25 protein-coding genes are annotated in these 24823 nt (G+C 64.1%); 8 read left to right on the top strand and 17 right to left on the bottom strand.

Annotated features, from left to right (window positions below):
* Window positions 1–36 precede the first annotated feature (36 nt).
* Complete coding sequence (gene rplS, locus IG197_RS15655; RefSeq protein ID WP_192313151.1) at window positions 37–573, bottom strand: 50S ribosomal protein L19; 537 nt, start codon at window positions 571–573, stop codon at window positions 37–39.
* A gap of 362 nt (window positions 574–935) precedes the next feature.
* Between rplS and IG197_RS15650 the strand changes: the two genes are divergently transcribed.
* Window positions 936–1691, top strand: a complete 756-nt coding sequence (locus tag IG197_RS15650; protein WP_182574003.1) for a sulfite exporter TauE/SafE family protein — start codon at window positions 936–938, stop codon at window positions 1689–1691.
* A 75-nt stretch (window positions 1692–1766) separates the two neighbouring features.
* On the opposite strand, the gene trmD is transcribed toward IG197_RS15650, so the two are convergent.
* Window positions 1767–2468 carry a tRNA (guanosine(37)-N1)-methyltransferase TrmD gene (trmD, locus tag IG197_RS15645; protein ID WP_192319786.1) on the bottom strand — a complete coding sequence of 234 codons (702 nt, stop codon included), beginning with the start codon at window positions 2466–2468 and terminating at the stop codon, window positions 1767–1769.
* Window positions 2465–3061 carry a ribosome maturation factor RimM gene (gene rimM / locus IG197_RS15640; RefSeq protein WP_067965934.1) on the bottom strand — a complete coding sequence of 199 codons (597 nt, stop codon included), beginning with the start codon at window positions 3059–3061 and terminating at the stop codon, window positions 2465–2467. Before rimM ends, trmD begins: the two co-directional genes overlap by 4 nt.
* Before the next feature lie 69 nt (window positions 3062–3130).
* Here rimM and IG197_RS15635 point away from each other — a divergent pair, with 69 nt between their 5' ends.
* On the top strand, window positions 3131–4069 hold the full coding sequence (locus tag IG197_RS15635; RefSeq protein WP_192313148.1) for a tyrosine recombinase XerC: 939 nt from the start codon (window positions 3131–3133) through the stop codon (window positions 4067–4069).
* 122 nt (window positions 4070–4191) lie between these two features.
* Window positions 4192–5262 (top strand): TraB/GumN family protein, encoded by a 1071-nt coding sequence (locus tag IG197_RS15630; RefSeq protein WP_192313145.1) that lies wholly within the window; start codon window positions 4192–4194, stop codon window positions 5260–5262.
* Between the two features lie 9 nt (window positions 5263–5271).
* On the opposite strand, the gene IG197_RS15625 is transcribed toward IG197_RS15630, so the two are convergent.
* Window positions 5272–5667, bottom strand: a complete 396-nt coding sequence (locus IG197_RS15625) for a DUF2867 domain-containing protein (protein WP_371746547.1) — start codon at window positions 5665–5667, stop codon at window positions 5272–5274.
* On the opposite strand from IG197_RS15625, the gene IG197_RS36215 reads away from it, so the two are divergent.
* Window positions 5614–5886 (top strand): hypothetical protein, encoded by a 273-nt coding sequence (locus IG197_RS36215; protein WP_246765433.1) that lies wholly within the window; start codon window positions 5614–5616, stop codon window positions 5884–5886. The two genes, IG197_RS15625 and IG197_RS36215, sit on opposite strands and share 54 nt — an antisense overlap.
* A gap of 48 nt (window positions 5887–5934) precedes the next feature.
* Window positions 5935–6288 carry a hypothetical protein gene (locus IG197_RS15620; RefSeq protein ID WP_083948376.1) on the top strand — a complete coding sequence of 118 codons (354 nt, stop codon included), beginning with the start codon at window positions 5935–5937 and terminating at the stop codon, window positions 6286–6288.
* Window positions 6289–6380: 92 nt separating this feature from the next.
* Here IG197_RS15620 and lpdA read toward each other — a convergent pair whose 3' ends face one another.
* From lpdA to mdh, 12 genes are all read right to left on the bottom strand, one after another.
* Complete coding sequence (gene lpdA, locus IG197_RS15615) at window positions 6381–7787, bottom strand: dihydrolipoyl dehydrogenase (protein ID WP_154386744.1); 1407 nt, start codon at window positions 7785–7787, stop codon at window positions 6381–6383.
* A gap of 26 nt (window positions 7788–7813) precedes the next feature.
* A complete protein-coding gene (locus IG197_RS15610; RefSeq protein ID WP_192313142.1) occupies window positions 7814–8569 on the bottom strand; it encodes an SDR family oxidoreductase in 756 nt (251 codons plus the stop codon).
* Window positions 8566–9060: a hypothetical protein gene (locus IG197_RS15605; RefSeq protein WP_067956089.1), complete on the bottom strand. Its 495-nt coding sequence runs from the start codon at window positions 9058–9060 to the stop codon at window positions 8566–8568. Before IG197_RS15605 ends, IG197_RS15610 begins: the two co-directional genes overlap by 4 nt.
* Window positions 9060–9704, bottom strand: a complete 645-nt coding sequence (locus tag IG197_RS15600; protein WP_192313139.1) for a LysE family transporter — start codon at window positions 9702–9704, stop codon at window positions 9060–9062. The genes IG197_RS15605 and IG197_RS15600 overlap by 1 nt, the downstream gene beginning before the upstream one ends.
* Complete coding sequence (locus tag IG197_RS15595) at window positions 9701–10159, bottom strand: VOC family protein (RefSeq protein ID WP_192313136.1); 459 nt, start codon at window positions 10157–10159, stop codon at window positions 9701–9703. Before IG197_RS15595 ends, IG197_RS15600 begins: the two co-directional genes overlap by 4 nt.
* A 36-nt stretch (window positions 10160–10195) precedes the next feature.
* Window positions 10196–10609, bottom strand: a complete 414-nt coding sequence (locus tag IG197_RS15590; protein WP_192313133.1) for an MAPEG family protein — start codon at window positions 10607–10609, stop codon at window positions 10196–10198.
* Between the two features lie 126 nt (window positions 10610–10735).
* The gene (gene odhB / locus IG197_RS15585; protein ID WP_067956082.1) at window positions 10736–12007 is read right to left on the bottom strand and encodes a 2-oxoglutarate dehydrogenase complex dihydrolipoyllysine-residue succinyltransferase; all 1272 of its coding nucleotides are present in this window, start codon (window positions 12005–12007) and stop codon (window positions 10736–10738) included.
* A gap of 23 nt (window positions 12008–12030) precedes the next feature.
* Entirely contained in the window at window positions 12031–15021 is a 2991-nt protein-coding gene (locus IG197_RS15580) for a 2-oxoglutarate dehydrogenase E1 component (RefSeq protein ID WP_192313130.1), read from the bottom strand.
* Between the two features lie 121 nt (window positions 15022–15142).
* Window positions 15143–16039 (bottom strand): succinate--CoA ligase subunit alpha, encoded by an 897-nt coding sequence (gene sucD, locus IG197_RS15575; RefSeq protein WP_115730175.1) that lies wholly within the window; start codon window positions 16037–16039, stop codon window positions 15143–15145.
* Window positions 16040–16095: 56 nt separating this feature from the next.
* Window positions 16096–16611 (bottom strand): hypothetical protein, encoded by a 516-nt coding sequence (locus tag IG197_RS15570; RefSeq protein ID WP_192313127.1) that lies wholly within the window; start codon window positions 16609–16611, stop codon window positions 16096–16098.
* A 7-nt stretch (window positions 16612–16618) separates the two neighbouring features.
* Window positions 16619–17812 carry an ADP-forming succinate--CoA ligase subunit beta gene (gene sucC / locus IG197_RS15565; RefSeq protein ID WP_192313124.1) on the bottom strand — a complete coding sequence of 398 codons (1194 nt, stop codon included), beginning with the start codon at window positions 17810–17812 and terminating at the stop codon, window positions 16619–16621.
* 12 nt (window positions 17813–17824) lie between these two features.
* Window positions 17825–18793, bottom strand: coding sequence for a malate dehydrogenase (gene mdh / locus IG197_RS15560; RefSeq protein WP_115730173.1), 969 nt, complete (start codon window positions 18791–18793; stop codon window positions 17825–17827).
* 229 nt (window positions 18794–19022) lie between these two features.
* Between mdh and IG197_RS15555 the strand changes: the two genes are divergently transcribed.
* On the top strand, window positions 19023–19469 hold the full coding sequence (locus IG197_RS15555) for a GNAT family N-acetyltransferase (RefSeq protein WP_246765157.1): 447 nt from the start codon (window positions 19023–19025) through the stop codon (window positions 19467–19469).
* A gap of 842 nt (window positions 19470–20311) precedes the next feature.
* Here IG197_RS15555 and acnA read toward each other — a convergent pair.
* Window positions 20312–23002, bottom strand: a complete 2691-nt coding sequence (gene acnA, locus IG197_RS15550; RefSeq protein ID WP_192313118.1) for an aconitate hydratase AcnA — start codon at window positions 23000–23002, stop codon at window positions 20312–20314.
* A 284-nt stretch (window positions 23003–23286) separates the two neighbouring features.
* Between acnA and ccmA the strand changes: the two genes are divergently transcribed.
* Together ccmA and ccmB are read left to right on the top strand one after the other, a co-directional pair.
* Window positions 23287–23898, top strand: a complete 612-nt coding sequence (gene ccmA / locus IG197_RS15545; protein WP_067956074.1) for a heme ABC exporter ATP-binding protein CcmA — start codon at window positions 23287–23289, stop codon at window positions 23896–23898.
* 222 nt (window positions 23899–24120) lie between these two features.
* The gene (gene ccmB, locus IG197_RS15540; protein WP_067956070.1) at window positions 24121–24786 is read left to right on the top strand and encodes a heme exporter protein CcmB; all 666 of its coding nucleotides are present in this window, start codon (window positions 24121–24123) and stop codon (window positions 24784–24786) included.
* Window positions 24787–24823: the final 37 nt, after the last annotated feature.

The raw sequence follows: 24823 nt of genomic DNA, 5'->3' as shown, positions 1-24823 counted from the left end.
CGAGGCCGCCCTTTCGAAATCTGGTAGCGCCAGCGATTACTCGGCGGCGGCTTCAGCTGCCTTGGCGGCCTCGGCTGCTGCCTTCTTCTCGGCGGCTTCCTGAGCGGCCTTCTCGGCGGCCAGCGCCTGGGCTGCGGCAACCTTCTCGGCTTCGATACGGGCCTTCTCGGCGACCAGTGCGGCACGCTCGGCGTCGTTCAGCTTGCGGGCGCGGACGCCGGTGTTCTCGGTGATACGAGCCGACTTACCGCGACGATCGCGCAGGTAGTAAAGCTTGGCGCGACGCACCTTGCCGCGACGGACGATCTCGACGCCCTCGATCATCGGCGAATAGACCGGGAACACGCGTTCCACGCCTTCGCCATAGGAGATCTTGCGGACGGTGAAGTTTTCCTGGAAGCCCGAGCCGGCGCGAGCGATGACGACGCCTTCATAGGCCTGGACGCGGGTACGCGAGCCTTCGGTGACGCGCACCTGGACGCGCACGGTGTCGCCCGGCTGGAATTCCGGCAGGGTGCGCTTGGCTTCGATCTTGGCGGCCTGTTCGGCCTCGAGCTGGCGGATGATATCCATCTCAAAAATCCACTTCTTGTTCTTCCGACAGCCAGAGCGCCCAACGCTCGCCTTGCAGTTCCAAATGACCGCTTGGGTATGCCTTCTTCCCTTGCGGGCCTTCTGGCAGGGGCGACTACACCGTCACTGTTGACGGGTCCGGTCGATTATTCGTCCGGTTCGGGCCGGCACATAGCGCTATTTCGGCCATTTGTCACGCCTTTGCCGCTTCTTTTTTACGCGCCTTGCGTGCAGCGGTCCAGCGAAGGATGGCGGCCGGCGGCCACAAAGCCAGTTTCACGGAGGTATGGGACAACGTGCCTTGCCTTCCCTGCGTCAGCTTCCTACAGAGCAACGAACGCAAACCACCTCTCAGGCAGCCCGTGTCCCTCGTCACAATTGGCATCCTCTTCCTCGCCGGCTTCCTATCGGGAGTCGTCAATGCCATCGCCGGCGGCGGCACCTTCCTCACTTTCGGCGCCATGACCATGCTCGGCGTCCCGCCGATCTCGGCCAACGCCACCTCGTCGATCGCCCAGTTCCCCGGCTACATCACGTCGACCTGGGCCTACATGGCCGACATCAGGCAGATGTGGCGCGGCGCCGTCGCCTTTGCCATCATTTCGGCCGTTGGCGCGCTGGCCGGAGCGCTCATCCTGCTCTCGCTCGACAATGTCGCCTTCGGCGCGCTCGTGCCGTGGCTTCTGCTTGCCGCCACCGCCCTCTTTGCCGCCGGCCCCTGGCTGCGCCCGAAGAAGCTCGCCGCGCGCGCCGCTGATGCACCGGCCTCGCTCGCCGGCCGCATCGTTCAGTTCTTCACCTCGATCTATGGCGGCTTCTTCGGCGCCGGCATGGGCGTGATGATGCTGGCCACCCTCGGCCTCACCGAAGGCGGCGACTACCACCGCCTCAACGCGTTGAAGAACATGCTCTCAATCGTCATCGCCGCGGTTGCCATCATCATCTTCGCCTCGGGCGGTGTCGTCGCCTGGACCCATGCCGCGATCATGGTGCCGGGCGTCGCGCTCGGCGGCTACGCCGGCGTCTGGACCGCCCGCCGCGTCCCCCAAGCGCTCGTACGCACCTTCGTCGTCGCGGTCGGGCTGTTCCTTGCGGGCTATTACTTCACAAAAGGCTGAAGCGCCGTCGCTTCTCACCTCTCCCCGATCACGGGGAGAGGGTGCTCACAGGCAGATGAGGGGCGGGGCCCACACCTACCCTTTCTTCCCCGCACGCCCGGCCCACAAATCCGGTCGTCGTGCCTGCGTCAGCTTCTCGGCCTCCGCCCGCCGCCATTTGGCGATCTTGCCGTGATTGCCCGAGGTCAGCACCTCGGGGATGGCCCGGCCCTCGAACTCCTGTGGCCGGGTGTAATGCGGGTGCTCGAGCAGCCCACCCTCAAAGCTCTCTTCGTCACCCGAGACGTCGTTGCCCATCACGCCGGGCAGAAGCCGCACCACCGCGTCGAGCAGCACCAGTGCTGCCGGCTCGCCGCCGGATAGGATGAAGTCGCCAACTGAAATCTCTTCCAGCTCGCGTGCATCGATCACGCGCTGGTCGACGCCTTCAAAGCGCCCGCACAGGATCACAGCACCAGGCCCCGCCGCCAGCTCGCGCACCCGCTCCTGGGTCAGCGGCTTGCCGCGCGGGCTCATCAGGATGCGCGGACGTTCGTCACCCTCGGGCGAAGCGTGGTCGACGGCCTTGGCGATGATGTCGGCACGCAGCACCATGCCGGCGCCGCCGCCGGCCGGAGAATCGTCCACGGTCCGGTGCTTGTCGGTGGCGAAGTCGCGGATCTGCACCGCCTCCAGCGCCCAGTCGCCGCGCTCCATCGCCCGCCCGGCCAGGGACAGCCCCAGCGCGCCCGGAAACATTTCCGGATAAAGCGTGAGCACGGTTGCTCGGAACATCAGCGATTGCCCCCGGCGTCCTTCGGGCCGCGCGGCCGTTTGTCGAACTCGCCATCGGAGGGTGCGTCTTCGTCGTCCTCGTCATCGACAAGTCCGGCCGCCACAGTGTCGATGGCCACGAAGCCGCCTGATACATCGACGACCGGCACCGCGGCCTGGGTGAACGGGATCAGCACGCCCTTGCGGCCCTGGTACTGGATTTCCAAAATGTCGCCGCCGCCATAATTCTGCACGGCAAACACCTTGCCCACCGGTGCGCCGGTTTCATCGCGAACCTGGAGGCCGACCAGGTCGGCGTGATAGAACTCGCCCTCGTCACCATCGTCGGGCAGCGCCGAACGGTCGACGAACAGCTCCGTGCCTGTCAGCGCCTCGGCCGCGTTGCGGTCGGCCACGCCCTTGAAACGCACCACCACCACCTCGTTGGCAGGCCGGATCGCGGCGATCTCGAAAGCGCGCCCGTCCTTGGCATAGAGCGGGCCGTAGTCGGCCAAAGCCAGCGGGTCGCCGGTGAAGGTCTTGACCCGCAACTCGCCTTTGATGCCATGGGCGGCGCCGATCACGGCCATCTGGATAGGATTTTGGGGTTTGGCCATCGCCTGCTTCACTGCTTGTCAACTTCACGCGTTCAACACTGCCATATTCCAATCGGACGCCCGCTGCCAATGCAGGAATTCCTCATCGCCGCAAAACCCGACCTGCAATCAGCCCGCGAAGGCTGGCTGAAGGCGCTTGCCGGCGAACGTCGCCTCTCGGCAGCAACGGTCGATGCCTATGAGCGCGACACACGCCAGTTCCTGCAGTTCCTGACCGGCCACAATGGCGACCCACCCGGCATTTCCGACATCAGCGACCTGCGCCCGGCCGACCTGCGCGGCTTCCTTGCCTCGCGCCGCGCCGACGGCGCCGGTGCCCGCACGCTCGGGCGCGGCCTTGCCGGCGTTCGCTCGCTGCTGCGCTTCCTCGAACGCCAGGGCCTGGTCAATGCAGCCGGTTCGTCGGCCCTCAGGGCGCCGAAGCAACCGAAATCGCTGCCCAAACCGCTGACCGCGGTCGATGCCAGGCGTGTCGTCTCGGTGGGCGAACAGCTCGCCGAAGAACCATGGATCGCCGCGCGCAATGCCGCCGTGCTGACCCTGCTCTATGGCTCAGGCCTGCGTATTTCCGAAGCACTCAACCTGTCCGGCGCGGAACTGGCCTCGCCTGCCGACACCGTGCTGCGCGTTTCGGGCAAGGGCGGCAAGACCCGTCTCGTGCCGGTTCTATCAGTTGCACTCCAGGCCGTCGCCGAATACCGCAAGCTCTGCCCCTACCATCTCTGCGCTGGCGGCGCCCTGTTTCGCGGCGCGCGCGGCGGCCAGCTCGATCCGGCAATCATCCAGCGCGAGATGCGCAAGATGCGCGCAGCACTCAACCTGCCCGATACGGCAACCCCGCATGCTTTGCGCCATTCCTTTGCCACCCACCTGCTCGGCCGAGGCGGCGACTTGCGCACCATCCAGGAACTGCTCGGCCACGCCAGCCTGTCGACGACCCAGATTTACACCGGCGTCGACACGGCGCGGCTGCTGGAAATCTACGAAGCCGCCCACCCGCGTGCCTGACGCCTCGTCCGGAAGTCGCCCCCGATTTCCGGAGCATATTCCGCCTGCAACAGCTCTTGCGGCTCGACAATTGTCACCACCGCATTAACCGTTTTGCCGTTTTTGACCGTTACACCAGCAGCATGACACGTCTCGCTGCCATTGCCGATCGCACCTCGCTGTTGTCGTTGAAGCTGCTTGCAGCGCTCAACATGCTGTTCTTCATCCTGTTCTTCGCCATCGCCTTCCTGCTCGCCGGCAAGGCACGTGCCGAGGCGCCTGTTTGCACTGGCTCCGACATGCTGGCCGAGTTGCAGAAGAGCGACCCGGCAGCGCTCGCCAGGATCGAAACCGAGGCCAGGGACACGCTCAACGGCCAGGGCTTGTTGTGGAAGCTGGAAAAGCCCGGCCAGAAGCCGTCCTGGCTGTACGGCACAATGCATGTCACCGATCCGCGCGTCACCGTGCTTGAGCCGGCGGCGCAAAAGGCCTTCGACGGATCGCACACGCTGGTCATCGAAACCACTGATGTGCTCGACCAGCAGGCGATGGTCGCCGGCCTGATGAAACAGCCCGAATTGATGATGTTCACCGATGCGACGACATTGCCGTCGTTGCTGTCGGCAGAGGAAGCAAAGATCGTCAATGCGGCGCTGGAAGCGCGCGGCATCCCGCCGGCAAGCGTGACCAAGATGAAGCCGTGGATGCTGTCGGCGATGGTCGCCCTTCCAGCCTGCGAGCTCGCCCGCAAGTCCGGCGGCGCGCCGGTGCTCGACATCCTCTTGGCCCAGCAGGCCAAGGCGGCCGGCAAGCAGGTCAAGGGCCTCGAAAGTGCGGCCGACCAGCTCTCGGCGATGGCGTCGCTGCCGATCGAATTCCATATCAAGGGCCTCGTCGAAACCCTCAAGCTGGGCAACCGCATGAACGATGTCATCGAAACGATGGTCGTGCTCTACCAGCGCGGCGACACCGGCATGTTCTGGCCGCTGTTCCGCAATGCGCTGCCGAGCTCAGCCGGCGACGAAACCAGCTATGCCGCCTTCGAGGAAGCGATGGTGACGACGCGCAACAAGACCATGGTCGAGCGCGCCGGGCCGCTCGTCGGTCCGGGCGACGCCTTCATGGCCGTCGGCGCGCTGCACCTGCCCGGCCCGGACGGGCTGGTCGAGTTGTTCCGCAAGGCCGGTTACACCGTGACGGTGGCCGACCGCTGACAACTGCTTCTAAGGCTTGGCAGCCCGCGCCAGCATGGCCGGAACGATGATCCTGTGGAACGGCAGGACAATGGTGAGATAGGTTCGGCCGAGCCAGTTGTGCGGCTTGACCAACGTTGTTGCGCTGACCTCCTGCCGGCCCCCACCAAGCTCTGTCAATTCGACAAGCAGCCTGAAATCGAGATGGTGGTCGTCCAAGCCAAGCACCATCCGCTGCCCGGACTGGCTCAGCACAGGGAACATCCCCTTCCGTTCCAGCTCCGGCGCAAGGTCTTCGTCGCGAGTCTTCAAGCCGAACGGCCTGACCATCACGTTGCGCAGCGTCATCAGTGCCCCGATCCAACTCGGCCGATGGCGGAACACCCGCTCGGCCGCAGTCCCGACGTCAAGACGCTGGCCATGCACCACAACGGTAAATTTGTCGGCGAAACTCGCGCCGGGCAATATTTGCGCGGCATCGGGAAAGACAGGCACCACTGGCATGTTCTTGGCCTCTGCTCATTGCAACCTGACCGAGCCTATTCCTGTTTGATCGCCTTTGAAGTGTGGCGAAACGACGCCGCCGGAACGTTCGTTTCGAAATTTTCACGTCAAAGTGAAACCGAAACGGCCTTCGCGCGTTGATTGCGATGTTCACGCAACGATTGCGGAGCGCAGCTGAGGGAGATCTCAATGGTGAACAATCCAGATCCAGGACGCCCGGCCGGCCAGTCGAGCATGGGCAGCACGTGGCTGATAGCCATCATCGTCGTGCTGCTCGCCGCGGTGGCCTATTACATCTTCGGTCCCAAGACCGCCGAAGCTCCGGCACCCGCCGAGCCACCGGCAGCGACGGCCCCGGCACCAGCTCCGGCCGAACCTGCTGCTCCGGCACCGTCGGGCACGATGGCGCCCGCGCCTGCTGAACCGGCCCCCGCGCCGGCACCTGCCGAGCCTGCACCCGCACCGGCAACGCCGGCACCGGCCGAGCCAGCGCCTTCGGGCGGCGGCACAACGGCTCCGGCCCCGGCACCTTCCGGCGGCTAAGGCACCAGCTCAAATGCAAACGGCCCGCTCATCGAGCGGGCCGTTTCAATTTGGTTCGAAACGAACTGCGGACCGAAGCGATCCAGCGGTTCTTACATGTGGATCGGCTTGAAGAAGGTGGCGAGTGCCGCTTCCTTCACCGCTTCCGACATCGTCGGGTGCGCATGGCAAGTGCGGCCGAGATCTTCCGACGAGCCGCCGAATTCCATCAGCACCGCCGCTTCGTGGATCATCTCGCCGGCGCCGAAGCCGACGATGTGCACGCCCAGCACCCTGTCGCTGTCCTTGTCGGCCAGCACCTTCACGAAGCCGTCGGTGTGCAGCATGGCGCGCGCCCGGCCGTTGGCGGTAAACGGGAACTTGCCGACCTTGTAGGCAACGCCGGCCTTCTTGAGCTCGTCTTCGGTCTTGCCGACCGAAGCCACTTCGGGGCTGGTGTAGACCACACCGGGGATGACGTCGTAATTTACATGACCGGCCTGGCCGGCGATGATCTCGGCAACCGCCACGCCCTCGTCCTCTGCCTTGTGTGCCAGCATCGGGCCGACGACGACGTCGCCGATGGCATAGATGCCGGCAACGTTGGTGCGCAGATGGCCGTCGGTCTTGACCCGACCACGCTCGTCCATCTCGACGCCGGCTTCCTTGAGCCCCAGACCGTCAGTGTAGGGCCGACGGCCGGTGGCAACGAGCACGACATCGGCCTCGATGGTCTCAGTGTCTCCTCCCTTTACCGGCTCGAAGGTCACCGTCGCGCCCTTCTTGGCCTTGGCGACACCCGTCACCTTGGAGCCGAGTTTGAACTCGAAGCCCTGCTTGGCCAGCATGCGCTGGAACTGCTTGGCGACGTCGCCGTCCATGCCGCCCAGGATGGTGTCGAGATACTCGACAACAGTCACCTTGGCACCGAGGCGCGCCCAGACCGAGCCGAGCTCGAGGCCGATGACGCCGCCGCCAACAACCACCAGATGAGCAGGCACCTTCTCCAGCGACAGGCCGCCGGTGGACGAGATGATCACCTTCTCGTCGAACTCGACATTGACGCCCGGAATGCCGGCGACGTCGGAGCCGGTGGCGATGACGATGTTCTTGGTCTCCAGTTCCTGGGTCTTGCCGTCGGCCCCGGTCACGCCGACCTTGCCGGCGCCCAACACCTTGCCGATGCCCTGGAAGCTTTCGATCTTGTTCTTCTTGAACAGGAACGACACGCCGTTGACGTTGGCAGCGACGGTCGCATCCTTGTGCGCCATCATCTTCTTCAGGTTCATCTTCGGCGTGCCGACCTCGACGCCGAGCGCGTCGAAGGAATGCTGCGCCTCGGCCAGCATTTCCGACGCATGCAGCAGCGCCTTGGAGGGAATGCAGCCGATGTTCAGGCAGGTGCCGCCGAAGGTCGCGTTCTTCTCGACCACGGCGACCTTCAATCCGAGCTGCGCCGCCTTGATGGCGCACACATATCCGCCTGGGCCCGAGCCGATTACGACGACGTCATATGCCATTGTTCTTTCCTTCTTGCCTGGGGCGGTCAGCGACCGCCGCTCACATTCAAAATCGAGCCCGTCGTATATGATGCCTCATCCGACAAAAGCCAGATGACGGCACGGGCAACTTCTTCCGCCTTGCCTTCGCGTTTCATCGGCACGAGCCCGCGAATGGCGGCGATCCGGTCGGGCTGACCGCCCGACGCGTGGATTTCAGTGTCGATGATGCCGGGACGCACCGCGTTGACGCGCACGCCCTCGGTCGCCACTTCCTTGGCAAGCCCGATGGTCAAGGTGTCGATCGCGCCCTTGGAGGCGGCATAGTCGACATATTCGCCGGGCGAGCCGAGCGAGGCGGCCGCCGACGAGATGTTGACGATGGCGCCACCCGCGCCACCATGCAGGCTCGACATGCGCTTCACCGCCTCGCGGGCGCACAGGATCGAGCCGACGACGTTGATGCGCATCATGCGCTCGAGTCTGAAGGCGCTCATCTCGTCGACGCGCGCCTTCATGTCGACCACGCCGGCATTGTTGACGAAGGCGTCGAGCCGGCCATAGGCGCGGTCAACCTCGGCGAACATGGCGAGCACGTCGGCCTCGTTACCGACATCGCCCTTGATGGCGATGGCATCGCCGCCTGCCGACTTCAGCTCGGCCACCAGTGCTGTGGCCGCGGCAGCGTTGGACACGTAGCTGAACGCCACGCGATAGCCGGCCTTGGCCGCCAGCCTGCAGATGGCGGCCCCGATACCGCGGCTGCCGCCTGTGACCAGCAGGACTTTTCTCTGAGCGCTCATTCCTGGCACCCCTTCAGCTCGAAAACGTCCCACGGCACTTTGGAAAAGCCTTGGGGACCATAGGCTGCAGATGTCCTGAGCCCGTGGCCCAGGTCGGAGAAGATAAGTTTCTTCGGCGCGGCCGCCGCGATGCGCTCGCGCGGCAGAAGCCCGACATTGCCCTGCTCGTCGACGCTGTAGATCACACCCTGCCACACCGTGCAGGCTTCGATCTCCTCGCCGGTCACGTCGCCTTCCGGGCACTGATGCATCAGCATGCCGTTCGGCCGCGCCACGTCCTGCGACCACATCACCACGCCGTCGAGCACGATGGAATTGTCCATCACCATCTTGAAGCTGTTGGTCACGGTTGCCGATTCCAGCGTCGGCCGGAAGTCGATCTCGGCGGCACCGTCGCGGTCGCCATAGACAGCAAGCTCGATCGGGCATGCCGCTTGCGCCACCGTCGCCGACAGCACTGCAACAGCCGTGATCAGTGCCTGAAGCCGCATCAGCCGGCCTGCACGGTCGCGAGCTTCACGCCAAGCCCGATGAAGATCATGCCGGTCACCTTGTTGAACCAGCGGCCCCAGGCGACGAAGCGCTCGCGCACCGAGGCCATGGTGAAGAACATCGACACGCCAACAAACCAGGCGATCAGCACCACGGCCATCAGCAGCCCGTAGACGCCCTTCACCGCGGCGGGCGTCTCGTGGCTGACCATCGCCGTGAACAGCGGCAGGAAGAACAGCACCGCCTTGGGGTTGAGCGCATTGGTGACGAAGCCCGTCAGGAAGCAGCGCACAGCAGAAATCTCCCGGGTCTCACTTGCGCCCGCCTGCACCTCGACCGACGCCATCTCCATCGGCCCGGCACGCAGCGCCTTGATGCCGAGATAGAGCAGGTATGCGGCACCGGCCCACTTGATCAGCGAAAACAGCAGCAATGACTTCGACACGATCAGCCCGATGCCGAGGATGGTGTAGCTGACATGAAACAGCAGCGACACGCCGATGCCGAAGCTGGTGATGATGGCGGCGCGGCGGCCATGCACGATGCTCTGGCGCACCACCATGACGAAATCGGCACCCGGCACCACCATCAGCACCGAGAACACGGCCAGCAGGCCGGCAAATTCGAACGCATATTGCGTCATGCCTTGTCACTCCCCGACTGCGCGCCCAGTGACGCATTGCCCAAGGGCGCATTGAACGCCCAGACATGACCGAACGGATCCTGAATCTTGGCGTAGCGTGCGCCCCAGAACATGTCGTCTGGCTCCATCACAGTCTTCGCCCCAGCCGCCACCGCCCGCTCGACCGCCTGGTCGACCTGGCCGGGCAGCTTCAAATTGATGTTGACGGTCATGCTGGCGCCGCCGCGGGAGTGCGGCGACAACACATCGCCGCCGAATTCGGGAAACTCGTCATGCAGCATCACCTCGCTGCCGAACATGGCGAGGTTGGCATGCAGTACACGCACGCCGTCATCGGCCATCTGCTCGAAGGTCTCGACGGCATCGAACGCCTTTTCGTAGAAGGCGATCGCCTCCTTGCCGTCCTTGACGCACAGATGCACCTGGATTGCGGGAATGTCTGGTTCGAAAGCCATGCGACCGTCTCGTTTCGGTTTCTTCAGGCGGCAATGTTACGTCATCAGGCGCACGACCATCAGGACCAGCCCGGCGATCGAAACGAACCAGACGAGCGTACGCAGCACCGGAATTCCGGCCACGTACAGCAAGGCATAAACAAGGCGGGCGACGATCCACATCACGGCGCCCAGGGCACCCAGCTCGCCCGTCTTGCCTGTCACCGCCAGCGCCAACGCCAGCGCGATGAAGGCGGGATAGGTCTCCAGCATGTTGTTGAGCGACCGGATCAGACGCCCCGAAACGATGCTCTTCGGCGCGCGGCCGTCGTCACGCGAACTGAGCAGATACTTGATGCTGAAATCGCCCGACAGGTCGAGCGAAAGCGCCTGCACCAGTATGTGCGCGATCAGCAGCACGACACTCCAGCCCAGAACCCAGATTTCAGTCGATGCTGCTGCGGCTTCCATCACCACTACCGCCCTCGAAGTGCAAGATAGCTGATCAGTACGGCGTCTCCGGCCGCTGGCAAGTCCGGCATTAGCTCAGGAAAGCAAAGGGGCCCGGTCAGCCGGGCCCCTTGAAGCCTTTTTCGATCAGAGGTCGAGAACCAGACGCTCCGGATCTTCCAGGCTGTCCTTGACGCGGACCAGGAAGGTCACGGCTTCCTTGCCGTCGACGATGCGGTGATCGTAGGACAGTGCAAGATACATCATCGGGCGGATGACGATCTGGCCGCCGACTACGACCGGACGGTCCTGGATCTTGTGCATGCCGAGGATGCCCGACTGCGGTGCGTTCAGGATCGGCGTCGACATCAGCGAGCCGTAGACGCCGCCGTTGGAGATGGTGAAGGTGCCGCCCTGCATGTCGGCGACCGACAGCTTGCCATCGCGCGCGGCGAGACCGAGGCGACCGATTTCCTTCTCGATCTCGGCGATCGACATCTGGTCGGCATCGCGCACCACCGGAACCACCAGGCCCTTTTCGGTGCCGACGGCAACGCCGACATGGGCGAAGTTCTTGTAAATGATATCGGTGCCGTCGATCTCGGCGTTGACGGCCGGGATTTCCTTCAGCGCATGGGTCACCGCCTTGGTGAAGAAGCCCATGAAGCCGAGCTTCACGCCATGCTTCTTCTCGAAGATGTCCTTGTACTTGGTGCGCAGCGCCATCACCGCGCTCATGTCGACCTCGTTGAAGGTGGTCAGCATGGCAGCCGTCGACTGCGCTTCCTTGAGGCGGCGCGCGATCGTCTGGCGCAGCTTGGTCATGCGCACGCGCTCTTCACGCGGAGCGTCTTCGGTTGACGAGGGAACGCGTGCCGCAACCGGTGCGGCGGCAGCGGCCGGTGCAGCGGCGGGCGCCGAAACGCCCTTGGCAATGGCTTCAAGCACGTCGCCCTTCAGCACCTGGCCGCGCTTGCCGGAGCCGGCGACCTGGTCGACCGACAGGTTGGTCTCGGCCAGAATCTTGGCAGCAGCCGGTGCCGGCGGCATCTTGCGCTCTTCGATGGGCGGCGAGCCGGCAACCGATGCGGTCTGCGCGACGGCTTCCTTGACGGTCGATGCCGCGTTCGGCGCCGACGCCTGGGCGACAGCTGCGGGCTTGGCCGCGGGCACGGCGCCATCGCCGGCACCGATGGTGCCGAGCAGCGCACCGACGCCGACGGTCTCGCCTTCCTTGACGGTCAGCTCGACCAGCACGCCGGCGGCAGGCGCCGGCACTTCGATGGTGACCTTGTCGGTCTCGAGCTCGACCAAAGGCTCATCGGCGGCGATCACGTCGCCGGCCTTCTTGAACCACTTGCCGATGGTTGCCTCGGAAACGGATTCACCGAGGGTAGGGACACGGATTTCGGTAGCCATTTTTTTGCCTGTCCGTTCTTTGTTTATTCGCCGAGGGCGTCGTCGAGGAATGCCTGGAGCTGCGCCAGGTGCTTGGACATCAGGCCCGTCGCCGGGGAGGCGGCAGCCGGACGGCCGGTGTAGCGCACGCGCTGGTGCTTGGCGTCGATATGGGCGAGCACCCATTCCAGATACGGGTCGATGAACGACCACGCGCCCATGTTCTTGGGCTCTTCCTGGCACCACACCATTTCGGCGTTGCGGAAGCGGCTGAGCTCGGTGATCAGCGCCTTGGCCGGGAACGGATAGAGCTGCTCGACGCGCAACAAATAGATGTCGTCGATACTGCGCTTCTCGCGCTCCTCGTAGAGGTCGTAATAGACCTTGCCGGTGCACAGCACGACGCGGCGGATCTTCGAGTCCTTGACCAGCTTGATCGGCTGATCGCCGAGATACTGGGCGTCGTCCCACAAGAGACGGTGGAACGAGCTCTCGCCCGAGATCTCCGACAGCGACGACACGGCACGCTTGTGGCGCAGCAGCGACTTCGGCGTCATCAGGATCAGCGGCTTGCGGAAGTCGCGCTTCAGCTGCCGGCGCAGGATGTGGAAGTAGTTGGCCGGCGTGGTGACATTGGCCACCTGCATGTTGTCTTCGGCGCAGAGCTGCAGGAAGCGCTCGAGGCGCGCCGACGAGTGCTCGGGGCCCTGGCCTTCATAGCCGTGCGGCAAGAGGCAGACGAGACCCGACATGCGCAGCCACTTGCGTTCGCCAGACGAGATGAACTGGTCGAACACCACCTGGGCGCCGTTGGCGAAGTCGCCGAACTGTGCTTCCCACAGCGTCAGCGCCTTGGGCTCGGCGAGCGAGTAGCCATATTCGAAGCCAAGCACGGCTTCTTCCGAGAGCATCGAGTTGATGACCTCGTAACCGGCCTGCGCCGCCGACAAATTGTTGAGCGGGATGTAGCGGTTTTCGTCACGCTGATCGTAGAGCACGGTGTGGCGCTGCGAGAACGTGCCGCGCTCGGAATCCTGGCCCGACAGGCGGATCGGATTGCCGTCGAGCAGGATCGAGCCGAACGCCAGCGATTCCGCCGTTGCCCAGTCGATGCCTTCACCCGATTCGATCGCCTGGCGGCGGTTTTCGAGGAAGCGGCCGATGGTGCGGTGGACTTCGAAGTCCTTCGGCACCTCGGTCAGCTTCTTGCCGATTTCCTTCAGCGTCTTGACCGGCACCGCGGTCTTGCCGCGGCGCTGTTCGTCCTGGTTGTCGGCCGTGCGCATGCCCGACCACGCGCCATCAAGCCAGTCGGCCTTGTTCGGCTTGTAGGCCTGGCCCGCCTCGAACTCGGCTTCGAGGAAGCCGCGCCAGTCGGCGCGCATCTTGTCGACCTCGGCCTGGTTCATCAGGCCTTCGGCCATCAGCTTCTCGGCATAGGTCTGCACCGTGGTCTTATGGGTGCGGATGTTGCGGTACATGATCGGCTGCGTGAAAGCAGGCTCGTCGCCTTCGTTGTGGCCGAAGCGGCGGTAGCAGAACATGTCCACGACGACCGGCTTGTGGAACTTCATGCGGAACTCGGTCGCGACCTTGGCCGCGAACACCACTGCCTCCGGGTCGTCGCCATTGACGTGGAAGATCGGCGCCTCGATCATCTTGGCAACGTCGGACGGATAGGGCGACGAACGCGAGAAGCGCGGGTTGGTCGTGAAGCCGATCTGGTTGTTGATGATGAAGTGCAGCGTGCCGGCGACGCGATGGCCGCGCAGGCCCGACAGGCCGAGGATTTCGGCGATCACGCCCTGGCCGGCGAATGCCGCATCGCCGTGCAGCAGAAGCGGCATCACCTTGGCGCGCTCTTCCTGCGGTACGATCTCGCCGCGGGCGCGGCCGAACAGCTGGTCCTGCTTGGCGCGTGCCTTGCCCATCACCACCGGATCGACGATCTCGAGATGCGAGGGGTTGGCGGTCAAGGACAGGTGGACCTTGTTGCCGTCGAACTCGCGGTCCGACGAGGCACCAAGGTGGTACTTCACGTCGCCCGAACCCTCGACGTCGTCAGGCGCGTAGGAGCCGCCCTTGAACTCGTGGAACACGGCGCGATGCGGCTTGGCCATGACGTTGGTCAAGACATTGAGGCGGCCGCGGTGGGCCATGCCGAGCACGACCTCCTTGAGGCCGAGCGAGCCGCCGCGCTTGACGATCTGCTCCAGCGCCGGGATCAGCGACTCGCCGCCGTCGAGGCCGAAACGCTTGGTGCCCTTGTACTTGACGTCGATGAACTGCTCGAAGCCCTCGGCCTCGATCAGCTTCGACAGGATCGCCTTCTTGCCCTCAGGCGTGAACTCGATCGCCTTGTCCGGACCTTCGATGCGGGCCTGGATCCAGGCCTTTTCCTCGGGGTCGGAGATATGCATGAACTCGACGCCGAGCGTCGAGCAATAGGTACGCTTCAGGATCTCGAGCATCTCGCGGATGGTCGCGTATTCGAGGCCCAGCACATGGTCGATGAAGATCGGCCGGTCGTAATCGGCGGCGGTGAAGCCATAGGCCTCAGGCGACAGCTCGTTATAATCCTCGAGCGGCTTGGCGATGCCGAGCGGGTCGAGATTGGCATGCAGGTGGCCGCGCATGCGGTAGGCGCGGATCATCATGATGGCGCGCACCGAGTCGCGCGTCGCCTGCAGCACGTCGGCCTTGGACGGTTCGGTGCCGGTTGTGGCGACAGCCTTGTCCTTGACCTTCTTCTCGATCAGCTTCTCGACCATGCCCCAGTTGCCGTCGAGCGCGGAAACCAGTTCGCCATTGGCCTGCAGCGGCCAGCTCGGCGTCGACCACGAGGCGCCCTTGGCGTTCTTGCGGATGTCGCCGGCGTCGTCCTTCAGCGCGCCGAAGAAGTCGCGCCACTCCTGGTCGACCGCTTCAGGGTCGTCGAGATAGGCGGCGTGCAGCGCCTCGATGTAGTCGGCATTGCCGCCATAGAGGAACGAGGTGAGGGAAAATTGGTCGTTGGCCTGATCGGATCGTGCCATCTTTGTCCTGCGGAGCCTCTGGCTCCTCTCCTGTTTTGAAGGGAGTAGCGCAGTAAGGCAGTAGGGCAATGATCTGGAATTCCTACTGCCTGTACTGCCCTACTCCCCTATTCACTTGGCCTTAGCCCTTGATCGCCTCGACCAGCGTGGTGCCGAGGCGTGCCGGCGACGGCGACACGCGGATGCCCGCTGCCTCCATGGCCGCGATCTTGTCTTCCGCGCCGCCCTTGCCGCCGGAGATCACTGCACCGGCATGGCCCATGGTGCGGCCTTCCGGTGCGGTGCGTCCGGCGATGAAGCCGGCCATCGGCTTCTTGCGACCGCGCTTGGCCTCGTCGATGAGGAACTGCGCTGCGTCCTCTTCGGCCGAGCCGCCGATTTCGCCGATCATGATGATCGACTTGGTCTCGTCGTCAGCCAGGAACATCTCGAGCATGTCGATGAATTCCGTGCCCTTGACCGGGTCGCCGCCGATGCCGACAGCCGTCGACTGGCCGAGACCGGCATTGGTGGTCTGGAACACCGCTTCATAGGTAAGCGTTCCCGAGCGTGAAACAACACCGACCGAACCCTTGCGGAAGATGTTGCCCGGCATGATGCCGATCTTGCACTCGTCCGGCGTGACGATGCCGGGGCAGTTCGGGCCGATGAGGCGCGACTTCGAGCGGTCGAGGCGTGCCTTGACCTTGATCATGTCGGTGACCGGGATGCCTTCGGTGATGCAGACGATCAGCGGGATCTCGGCGTCGATCGCCTCGATGATCGCTGCGGCGGCACCTGCCGGCGGCACGTAGACGACGGACGCATTGGCGCCGGTCTTTTCCTTGCCTTCGGCAACCGTCGAGAAGATCGGCAGCGGCACGGAACCGTCCCACTTCTCGCCGCCCTTCTTGGGGTGGATGCCGCCGACCATCTTGGTGCCGTGATAAGCCAGCGCCTGCTCGGTGTGGAACGAACCGGTGTTGCCGGTCAGGCCCTGCACCAGGATCTTGGTGTTCTTGTCGATGAGAATGGACATCTAAAGTCCTCTATCCGAGTAAGTTTTAACTTGTCGATCAGGCTGGCTCAAAATCGTCAGCTAACCGGTTTCCTGCTGGGTACGTAATTGAAGGTGCGAAAGAACGGCGTTGATGACGGCCCAGGTCTTTCATCGCCAAGGAACTGAATCAGCTCGCAAGAGCCAAAAAACTCAGACGCCTCAGCACATTCGCGGCTGACGAAAGTCCGGACCAACATGCCCTCGAAGAGCTGCCCTACGGCCGGAACCTCGACCAATCCCTTTGACAAGGCAGTGGCGGCAATCGCCTCCTCCGCAACGGTTTCACCATGAAGCGCGCACTTGTCGTGCCTGACGTTGCCGCTTGCAGGCGTCAGCACCACAGAGGGCTGCTTCACTCCGGCGAGATTTCCCACCCCGTTCTGAAATTCGAAGCCGTGCGCCTGCGCCCGTTCCTTGGCTACGACCAGATCACCCTCTGTCGCGAGACATATGTCGCGAAAGAGGGCGGCCGCGTCAGCCGCCTCGCCCGCAAACGAAGGCGACGTCAGTCCGAAGACCGACAGCACCATCATTTGCGAAGCGCGAAGCATTTGATTACTACCCCTTCACCGCAGCGACGATCTTCTTCGCCGCGTCGTCGAGGTCGTCGGCCGAGATGACGTTCAGCCCGCTCTCGTTGATGATCTTCTTGCCCAGCTCGACATTGGTGCCTTCGAGGCGCACAACCAGCGGAACCTTGAGGCCGACTTCCTTGACCGCCGCGATCACGCCCTCGGCAATGACGTCGCACTTCATGATGCCGCCGAAGATGTTGACCAGGATGCCTTCGACAGCCGGATCGGCGGTGATGATCTTGAACGCCGCCGTCACCTTCTCCTTGGAAGCGCCGCCGCCGACGTCGAGGAAGTTGGCAGGCTCGGCACCGTAGAGCTTGATGATGTCCATCGTCGCCATGGCCAGGCCGGCGCCGTTGACCATGCAGCCGATGTTGCCGTCGAGCGCCACATAAGCGAGGTCGTATTTCGACGCCTCGATCTCCTTGGCGTCCTCTTCGGTGGTGTCGCGCAGCTCGAGCACGTCGGCGTGGCGGAACAGCGCATTGTTGTCGAACGACACCTTGGCATCGAGCACGCGCAGGCGGCCATTCTTCATGACGATCAGCGGATTGACCTCGAGCAGGCTCATGTCCTTCTCGACAAACGCCATGTAGAGGATCGGGAACAGGCTCTCGCCGTCCTTGGCCGCCTCGCCCGAAAGCTTCAGCGCCGAATTCAGCGCCTTGAGGTCGTCAGCCGTCACGCCCTTTTCCGGGTCGATCGCAACGGTGATGATCTTCTCCGGCGTGTCGTGGGCGACAGCCTCGATGTCCATGCCGCCCTCGGTCGAAACCACGAAGGCGATGCGGCCGACCGAACGGTCGACGAGGATCGACAGATACAGCTCGCGGTCGATGTCGGCGCCGTCCTCGATGTAGAGGCGGTTGACCTGCTTGCCGGCCGGACCGGTCTGCTTGGTCACCAGCGTGTTGCCGAGCATTTCCTTGGCAAACGCCACGACCTCGTCGACCGACTTGGCGAGACGCACGCCGCCCTTGGCGTCGGCGGGCAGTTCCTTGAATTTGCCCTTGCCGCGGCCGCCGGCGTGGATCTGGCTCTTCACGACGTAGAGCGGGCCCGGCAGCGCCTTGGCGGCAGCTTCGGCTTCCTCGATCTTGAACACCGGCACGCCGTCAGCGACGGGAGCACCGAAACCCTTGAGCAATTGCTTGCCCTGATACTCGTGGATGTTCATGCCCGTTGTCCCTTACTTCTTGGCGAGGTTCGGCGCGATGGCGACGCAGGCCTCGCACAGACCCTTCACCGCTTCGACCGACTTCTCGAACATCTTCTGCTCGGCCTTGTTGAAGTCGAGCTCGATGATGCGCTCGACGCCACCGGCGCCGATCACCACGGGAACGCCGACATACATGTCCTTGACGCCATACTGGCCCGACAGGTGCGTCGCGCAGGGCAGCACGCGCTTCTTGTCCTTGAGATAGGCTTCGGCCATCTGGATCGCCGACGAGGCCGGCGCGTAGTAGGCCGAGCCGGTCTTGAGCAGGCCGACGATCTCGCCGCCGCCCTTGCGGGTGCGCTCGACGATGGCGTCGAGCTTGTCCTGGCTGGTCCAGCCCATCTTGACCAGGTCCGGCAGCGGAATGCCGGCAACGGTCGAATAGCGCACCATCGGCACCATGTCGTCGCCGTGGCCGCCCAGCGTCATCGCCGAGACGTCTTCGACCGAAACCTTGAACTCTTCCGACAGGAAGTAGCGGAAACGCGCCGAGTCGAGCACGCCGGCCATGCCGACGACGTGGCTCTTGGGCAGGCCCGAAAACTTCTGCAACGCCCACACCATGGCGTCGAGCGGGTTGGTGATGCAGATGACGAAGGCCTTCGGGGCATACTTCTTGATGCCGGCGCCGACCTGTTCCATGACCTTGAGGTTGATGCCGAGCAGGTCGTCGCGGCTCATGCCGGGCTTGCGCGGCACGCCGGCGGTGACGATGCAGACGTCGGCACCCTCGATGCCGGCATAGTCGTTGACGCCGGTGTAGCGCGAGTCGAAGCCGTCGACCGTCGAGGATTGCGCGATATCGAGACCTTTACCCTGCGGGATGCCTTCGGCAATATCGAACATGACCACGTCGCCGAGGTCCTTGAGGCCAACCATATGGGCGAGCGTGCCGCCAATCATGCCGGAGCCGATGAGGGCTATCTTGTTGCGTGCCATGAAGGAATTTCCCTTTGCCTGTAACGACGCCGTGGCGGCGGGGTGGATTAGGTTTGGGCCAGAGAGGCCGCGGAAATGCAGCCAGAAATAGCGGCTCGCAATAGCTCCATGGCCAAAATAATTCAACCGATTATTTTGACCTCAACTTTTTCAATCGGTTAGAAACAACGGGATTTACGTAAACGTCAAAGTTTTGTGACGACTTTACGAAGAAATGGTGAAGAGAACGATGCCTCCCATCGAGATCCGCAGACTGGGTCCCGGCGACGAACGCCTGCTCGACACCGTCGCCGCAGACGTCTTCGACGAGCGGGTCGACCCGCTCCGCCTGAAGGCCTGTCTCGCCTCCCCGGGCCATCTGCTCTTCGTCGCCCTCGATGATGGCCAGGTTGTGGCGCAGGCAGCCGGCATGATCCACCACCACGTCGACAAGCCGTCGGAGCTCTATGTCGACGAGGTCGGCGTCGCGCCGGCCTGGCAGCGCCGCGGCATCGCCAACCTGCTGATGGACGCGCTCTTCGCCGCCGGCCGCGAAGCCGGCTGTGCGGAAGCCTGGCTCGGCACCGAACCCGACAACCTCCCCGCCCGTGCCCTCTACGACAGCCGCAGGGAGCCGGCCGAACCGGCGGAGACGTTTGTGATGTATCTCTACGACCTTGGCGAAGGATCGAAGTAGACCGGAGCGTCGATGACGGCCTGACCTTCGTTTTGGCGGGGCCTACGGAAGAGAGCGGGATAGGATCCTCACGCCTTCACGCTCTGGCGATGCCGCAGGCTTGGTTTCCATCGTCTCGTTCCTTCGCACCCCCCCCCCCTCTGCCCTGCCGGGCATCTTTCGCTTGTTGACGCTTTCCCCCAGCCTCTTATTCCCCTCCCACCCCCTCTGGCCTGCCGGCCATCTCCCCCACAAGGGGGGAGATCAGGCCGTCATCGGCGCCTCGGCCAAGCGACAAAGGCCGCAAGCCTGATCCATCAGCATCGCGGGATGAGGGCCGCCGGCGGAGCGACTAATCTCCCTCCTTGTGGGGGAGATGGCCGGCAGGCCAGAGGGGGGTGCGAAGGATCATGACACCGAAGATTAAGCTTTATGGGCACCACGATCACGCTCAGCCACCGCCCTGGGCGCGCAACCGTCATCTGCTGCATCGGGAATGCAAAGACGTAGTACCATGGGACAAGTTGCCGATCCTGCGCATGAAACCCTTGCACTACGGGACGGCGGCAGGCCGCACAGAGCGGCACATGGGGAAGGCTGAGAAGGGTCAGAGACACGCGGCATGGCTCGATGCTGCCCGCCGCGATGAGGCCACCGGCAAGACCGCTGCAATCGGCGTCGAGCACGATCCGGCCCATGAACATCCAGAAACTGCAGCCGATGGCGTCGCCGACCCATCTGGCGGCCAGTGGCTCTTGCCCGGCGCCCCCGGACCGAGAACACGTCTATTGCAAACAGCACCTGCAAAAAACCGCCGGAGCTTTCGCCCCGGCGGTTTGTTTCACATGAATCGCGTCGAGAACTTACGCGGCGAGGTCGCGCAGGACGTACTGCAGGATGCCGCCGTTCTTGAAGTAGTCGAGTTCATCAAGGGTATCGATGCGGCAGAGGATCGGAACGTCCTTCACCGAACCGTCGGCGAAGGTGATCTTGGCCACCATCTTCTGGCGCGGCTTGATCGTCTCGAGGCCGTCGATCGTCACCTGCTCGTCACCCTTGAGGCCAAGCGTCTTCCAGCTGGTGCCCTCTTCGAAGGTGAAGGGGATCACGCCCATGCCGACCAGGTTCGAGCGGTGGATACGCTCGAACGACTGGGCGATGACGGCGCGAACGCCGAGCAGGTTGGTGCCCTTGGCAGCCCAGTCACGCGATGAGCCGTTGCCGTACTCGACGCCGGCGAAAATCACCAGCGGCGTACCTTCGCTACGATACTGCATGGCGGCATCGTAGATCGGCATCTCTTCCTTGGACGGATAGTGGAAGGTGTAGCCACCCTCGCGACCGTTCTCGCCCAGCATGTGGTTGCGGATGCGGATGTTGGCAAACGTGCCGCGCATCATCACTTCGTGGTTGCCACGACGCGTGCCGTACTGGTTGAAGTCGGCAACGCCGACGCCGTTGTCGGTCAGGTACTTGCCGGCGGGCGAAGCCGCCTTGATCGAACCGGCCGGCGAGATGTGGTCGGTGGTGATCTTGTCACCGAACAGGCCGAGCACACGTGCGCCCTCGATCTTGCCGATCTGACCGGGCTTCGACCCCATGCCGACGAAGTAGGGCGGGTTCTGCACATAGGTCGACTTGTCGTCCCAGGCGTAGGTCTGGCCTTCCGGCGCCTTGACGTTCTGCCAATTCTCGTCGCCCTTGAAGACGTCGGCATATTTGCGGGCAAACAGCTCGCGGGTGACGTTCTCGGCGATGAACTGCTCGATCTCGACATTGGTCGGCCAGATGTCCTTCAGGAACACCGGCTTACCGTCACGGTCCTCGCCGATCGGCTCGGAGGTCAGGTCCAGGGTCACAGTGCCGGCGAGCGCGTAAGCGACCACCAACGGCGGCGAGGCCAGATAGTTGGCCTGCACGTCGGGCGACACGCGGCCTTCGAAGTTGCGGTTGCCCGAGAGCACGGCCGCACCGATCAGGCCCTTGTCGTTGATGGTCTTGGAGATCGGCGCCGGCAGCGGGCCGGAGTTGCCGATGCAGGTCGTGCAGCCGAAGCCGACGAGGTTGAAGCCGATCTGGTCGAGCTCCTTCTGCAGGCCCGACTTCTCGAGATACTCGGCAACCACCTGCGAACCGGGAGCCAGCGAGGTCTTCACCCACGGCTTCTGCTTGAGGCCGATGCGGTTGGCATTGCGGGCCAGAAGGCCGGCGCCGATCAGCACGCTCGGGTTCGAGGTGTTGGTGCAGGAGGTGATCGCAGCGATCACCACGTCGCCATGGCCGAGGTCGAACTTTTCACCCTCGACCGCATAACGCTTGGCGGTGTCGACGGTCTTCTTGTACTCGGCTTCGAGCGCGGTCGCGAAGCCCGAGGCGATGCCTTCGAGCGGGATGCGGCCTTCGGGACGCTTCGGGCCGGCCATCGATGGAACGACTGACGCCATGTCGAGCTCGAGCAGGTCGGTGAAGACAGGATCGGCCGACGAAGCGTCGCGCCACATGCCCTGCGCCTTGGAGAACTCCTCGACCAGCGCAATGCGGTTTTCGGCGCGGCCCGACATGTTGAGATAGCGAATGGTCTCGGAATCGACCGGGAAGAAGCCGCAGGTCGCGCCATATTCCGGCGCCATGTTGCCGATGGTGGCACGGTCGGCCAGCGTCATGTTGGACAGGCCGGGGCCGAAGAACTCGACGAACTTGCCGACGACGCCCTTCTTGCGCAGCATCTGGGTGACGGTCAGCACCAGGTCGGTGGCGGTGACGCCTTCCTTGAGCTTGCCGGTCAGGCGGAAGCCGATGACCTCGGGCAGAAGCATCGAGACCGGCTGGCCGAGCATCGCGGCCTCAGCCTCGATGCCGCCGACGCCCCAGCCCAGCACGCCGAGGCCATTGACCATGGTGGTGTGCGAATCGGTGCCGACGCAGGTGTCGGGATAGGCGGTCGTCACGCCGTCCTCGGTGTTGGTCCAGACCGTCTGGGCGAGGTATTCGAGGTTGACCTGGTGGCAGATGCCGGTGCCGGGCGGCACGACGCGGAAGTTGCGGAACGCCTGCTGGCCCCACTTCAGGAACTTGTAGCGCTCTTCATTGCGCTCATATTCGAGCTCGACGTTGCGGGCGAAGGCCAGCGGAGTGCCGAATTCGTCGACGATGACCGAGTGGTCGATGACGAGGTCGACCGGAACCAGCGGGTTGATCTTCTCAGGGTCGCCGCCCAGGGTCTTGATACCGTCACGCATGGCGGCAAGGTCGACGACGGCCGGAACGCCGGTGAAGTCCTGCATCAGCACGCGGGCCGGGCGGTAGGCGATCTCGACGCCGGCGGTGCCCTTGTCGACAAGCCAGCCGGCAACCGCCTGGATGGCGTCCTTGGTGACGGTGCGGCCGTCTTCGTTGCGCAGCAGGTTTTCCAGCAGCACCTTCATCGAATAGGGCAGCTGCGAGATGCCGGTCAGGCCGTTCTTTTCGGCCTCGATGAGGCTGTAATAGACATAGTCCGTGCCTGCAGCGGTGAGCGTGCGGCGGCAATTGAAACTGTCGAGTGATTTGGACACGTGCGATCCATCCTTGTCTGTTCAGCCTGAAAGGGAACGGACTCCGATGGGCATGCAATCACGCGCAAAGGTGCGGGTACGGCCATTTCCGCTGTCCGGTCCCAAGCAACCCGAGCCGTTCAAGGCGGCGCGTGCGCTGGTTCGGCGCAAATTCTGTTTCCATGCCGACCGCTGGCATGGTCGAGTGGCATATAGAGAATTTATTGGAATAGTTCTAGACGGAGATTCGCCTATTTTGCTGCGACGCAAAGCGGCAGCGAGATGGTTTCGGCGACGGGGGAAGAATGCGGCTGATCGCCGAAAATCTCAGCGGTGAACGGGGTGGCGAGCCGGTTTTCGAAGACATCGGCTTCACGCTGGAGAACGGCGAGGCGCTGATCGTCACCGGCCCCAACGGTTCGGGCAAGTCGACCCTGCTGCGCGTCATCGCCGGGCTTTTGCCGCATGCATCGGGACGAATCGGCATCGAGGGCGGCGGCGAGGAGTTTCCGACCGTTGCCGCAGCCTGCCACTATCTCGGTCATCAGAACGCAATGAAGGCCGCATTGACGGTTCGCGAGAATCTCGAATTCTGGCAGAGCTTTGCGGGCAGTGGAAAGCTGGGCATTGCTGACGCCCTGGACGATGTCGGCCTCGGCGGCCTCAGCCACCTGCCCTTCGGCTACCTCTCCACCGGCCAGAAGCGCCGTGCCGCGATCGCCAAGCTGCTCATTAGCCACCGCCCGGTCTGGCTGCTCGACGAGCCGACTGCAGGTCTCGACAAGGCGTCCGACGCGCGCTTGGCAGGGCTGATGCGGGATCATTGCGCGGCGGGCGGAATCGTCGTCGCCGCGACCCATCTGCCGCTTGGGCTGGAGGGGGTGAAGGCGCTGGAGATGGGGCGGGTGCATGTCTGAAAACGCTGCCCTTCTTCCCACCCCCCTCTGTCCTGCCGGCCATCTCCCCCGCATGGGGGGAGATTGGCGGCTTCGACCTCGACGCCCCTTCTGCAACATTGGCGATTGGCAATGGCCAGCCCACTGCGTGATCTCCCCCCTTGCCGGGGAGATGGCCGGCAGGACAGAGGGGGGTGGCAAAGAACGCCACCTCTCCGAACAGATCGACGGAAGGCAGCTCCCATGCTAGCCCTCTACCTTCGCGACCTACGCATGGGCGTCCGCGCCGGCGGTGGCGCCTTGACGGGCGTGCTGTTTTTCCTCGCCGTCATCGTCACCATCCCCTTCGGCGTCGGGCCCGATCTCAACCTGCTTGCCCGCATCGGCCCGGCAATTCTCTGGATCGGCGCGCTGCTGGCCAGCCTGCTCGGCCTCGACCGGCTGTTCCAGGCCGACCGCGAGGACGGCTCGCTCGATCTTCTGGTGCTCAATGCCGACCGCCACATGCTGGCGCTGACGGTGCTGGTCAAATGCCTGGCGCACTGGACAGCAAGCGTGTTGCCTCTGGTCATCGCAGCCCCCCTGCTTGGCCTGTTCATGAACATGGAGCTCATCGGCATCGGGGCCGCGGCACTCACCTTGCTCGTCGGCACGCCGGCCATCGTCTTCATCGGCGCGACGGGTGCCGCCGTCACCGTCGCCCTGCCGCGGGGCGGGCTGCTGATCTCGGTGCTGGTGCTGCCGCTGGTCATCCCGGTGCTGATCTTCGGCGTCACAGCAAGCTACGGTGCTGTCAACGACCCCGACCCGTTCACCCCGCCGTTCCTGATTCTTTGCGCATTGACGATGTTCCTCGCCGTCATCGGCCCATTGGCGGCGGCGGTTGCGCTTCGCTCGGGCACCGACTGATCACGTTTCCTTCAACCGCAACGGTGCGGCGCGGCGT

It is taken from the genome of Aminobacter sp. SR38 (genome assembly GCF_014843375.1).
Taxonomy (GTDB): Bacteria; Pseudomonadota; Alphaproteobacteria; order Rhizobiales; family Rhizobiaceae; genus Aminobacter; species Aminobacter ciceronei.
Note: the sequence above shows the minus strand (reverse complement) of the source record. Positions and strands in the feature narration are given on the sequence as shown.

Excerpts from the sequence above, each read along its gene's own strand:
- rplS (WP_192313151.1), bottom strand. The coding sequence starts at position 573 with ATGGATATCATCCGCCAGCTCGAGGCCGAACAGGCCGCCAAGATCGAA.
- rimM (WP_067965934.1), bottom strand. The coding sequence starts at position 3,061 with ATGGCCAAACCCCAAAATCCTATCCAGATGGCCGTGATCGGCGCCGCC.
- IG197_RS15635 (WP_192313148.1), top strand. The coding sequence starts at position 3,131 with ATGCAGGAATTCCTCATCGCCGCAAAACCCGACCTGCAATCAGCCCGC.
- IG197_RS15630 (WP_192313145.1), top strand. The coding sequence starts at position 4,192 with ATGACACGTCTCGCTGCCATTGCCGATCGCACCTCGCTGTTGTCGTTG.
- IG197_RS36215 (WP_246765433.1), top strand. The coding sequence starts at position 5,614 with ATGGCGGAACACCCGCTCGGCCGCAGTCCCGACGTCAAGACGCTGGCC.
- IG197_RS15620 (WP_083948376.1), top strand. The coding sequence starts at position 5,935 with ATGGTGAACAATCCAGATCCAGGACGCCCGGCCGGCCAGTCGAGCATG.
- lpdA (WP_154386744.1), bottom strand. The coding sequence starts at position 7,787 with ATGGCATATGACGTCGTCGTAATCGGCTCGGGCCCAGGCGGATATGTG.
- IG197_RS15610 (WP_192313142.1), bottom strand. The coding sequence starts at position 8,569 with ATGAGCGCTCAGAGAAAAGTCCTGCTGGTCACAGGCGGCAGCCGCGGT.
- IG197_RS15605 (WP_067956089.1), bottom strand. The coding sequence starts at position 9,060 with ATGCGGCTTCAGGCACTGATCACGGCTGTTGCAGTGCTGTCGGCGACG.
- IG197_RS15600 (WP_192313139.1), bottom strand. The coding sequence starts at position 9,704 with ATGACGCAATATGCGTTCGAATTTGCCGGCCTGCTGGCCGTGTTCTCG.
- IG197_RS15595 (WP_192313136.1), bottom strand. The coding sequence starts at position 10,159 with ATGGCTTTCGAACCAGACATTCCCGCAATCCAGGTGCATCTGTGCGTC.
- IG197_RS15590 (WP_192313133.1), bottom strand. The coding sequence starts at position 10,609 with ATGGAAGCCGCAGCAGCATCGACTGAAATCTGGGTTCTGGGCTGGAGT.
- odhB (WP_067956082.1), bottom strand. The coding sequence starts at position 12,007 with ATGGCTACCGAAATCCGTGTCCCTACCCTCGGTGAATCCGTTTCCGAG.
- IG197_RS15580 (WP_192313130.1), bottom strand. The coding sequence starts at position 15,021 with ATGGCACGATCCGATCAGGCCAACGACCAATTTTCCCTCACCTCGTTC.
- sucD (WP_115730175.1), bottom strand. The coding sequence starts at position 16,039 with ATGTCCATTCTCATCGACAAGAACACCAAGATCCTGGTGCAGGGCCTG.
- IG197_RS15570 (WP_192313127.1), bottom strand. The coding sequence starts at position 16,611 with ATGCTTCGCGCTTCGCAAATGATGGTGCTGTCGGTCTTCGGACTGACG.
- sucC (WP_192313124.1), bottom strand. The coding sequence starts at position 17,812 with ATGAACATCCACGAGTATCAGGGCAAGCAATTGCTCAAGGGTTTCGGT.
- mdh (WP_115730173.1), bottom strand. The coding sequence starts at position 18,793 with ATGGCACGCAACAAGATAGCCCTCATCGGCTCCGGCATGATTGGCGGC.
- IG197_RS15555 (WP_246765157.1), top strand. The coding sequence starts at position 19,023 with ATGCCTCCCATCGAGATCCGCAGACTGGGTCCCGGCGACGAACGCCTG.
- ccmA (WP_067956074.1), top strand. The coding sequence starts at position 23,287 with ATGCGGCTGATCGCCGAAAATCTCAGCGGTGAACGGGGTGGCGAGCCG.
- ccmB (WP_067956070.1), top strand. The coding sequence starts at position 24,121 with ATGCTAGCCCTCTACCTTCGCGACCTACGCATGGGCGTCCGCGCCGGC.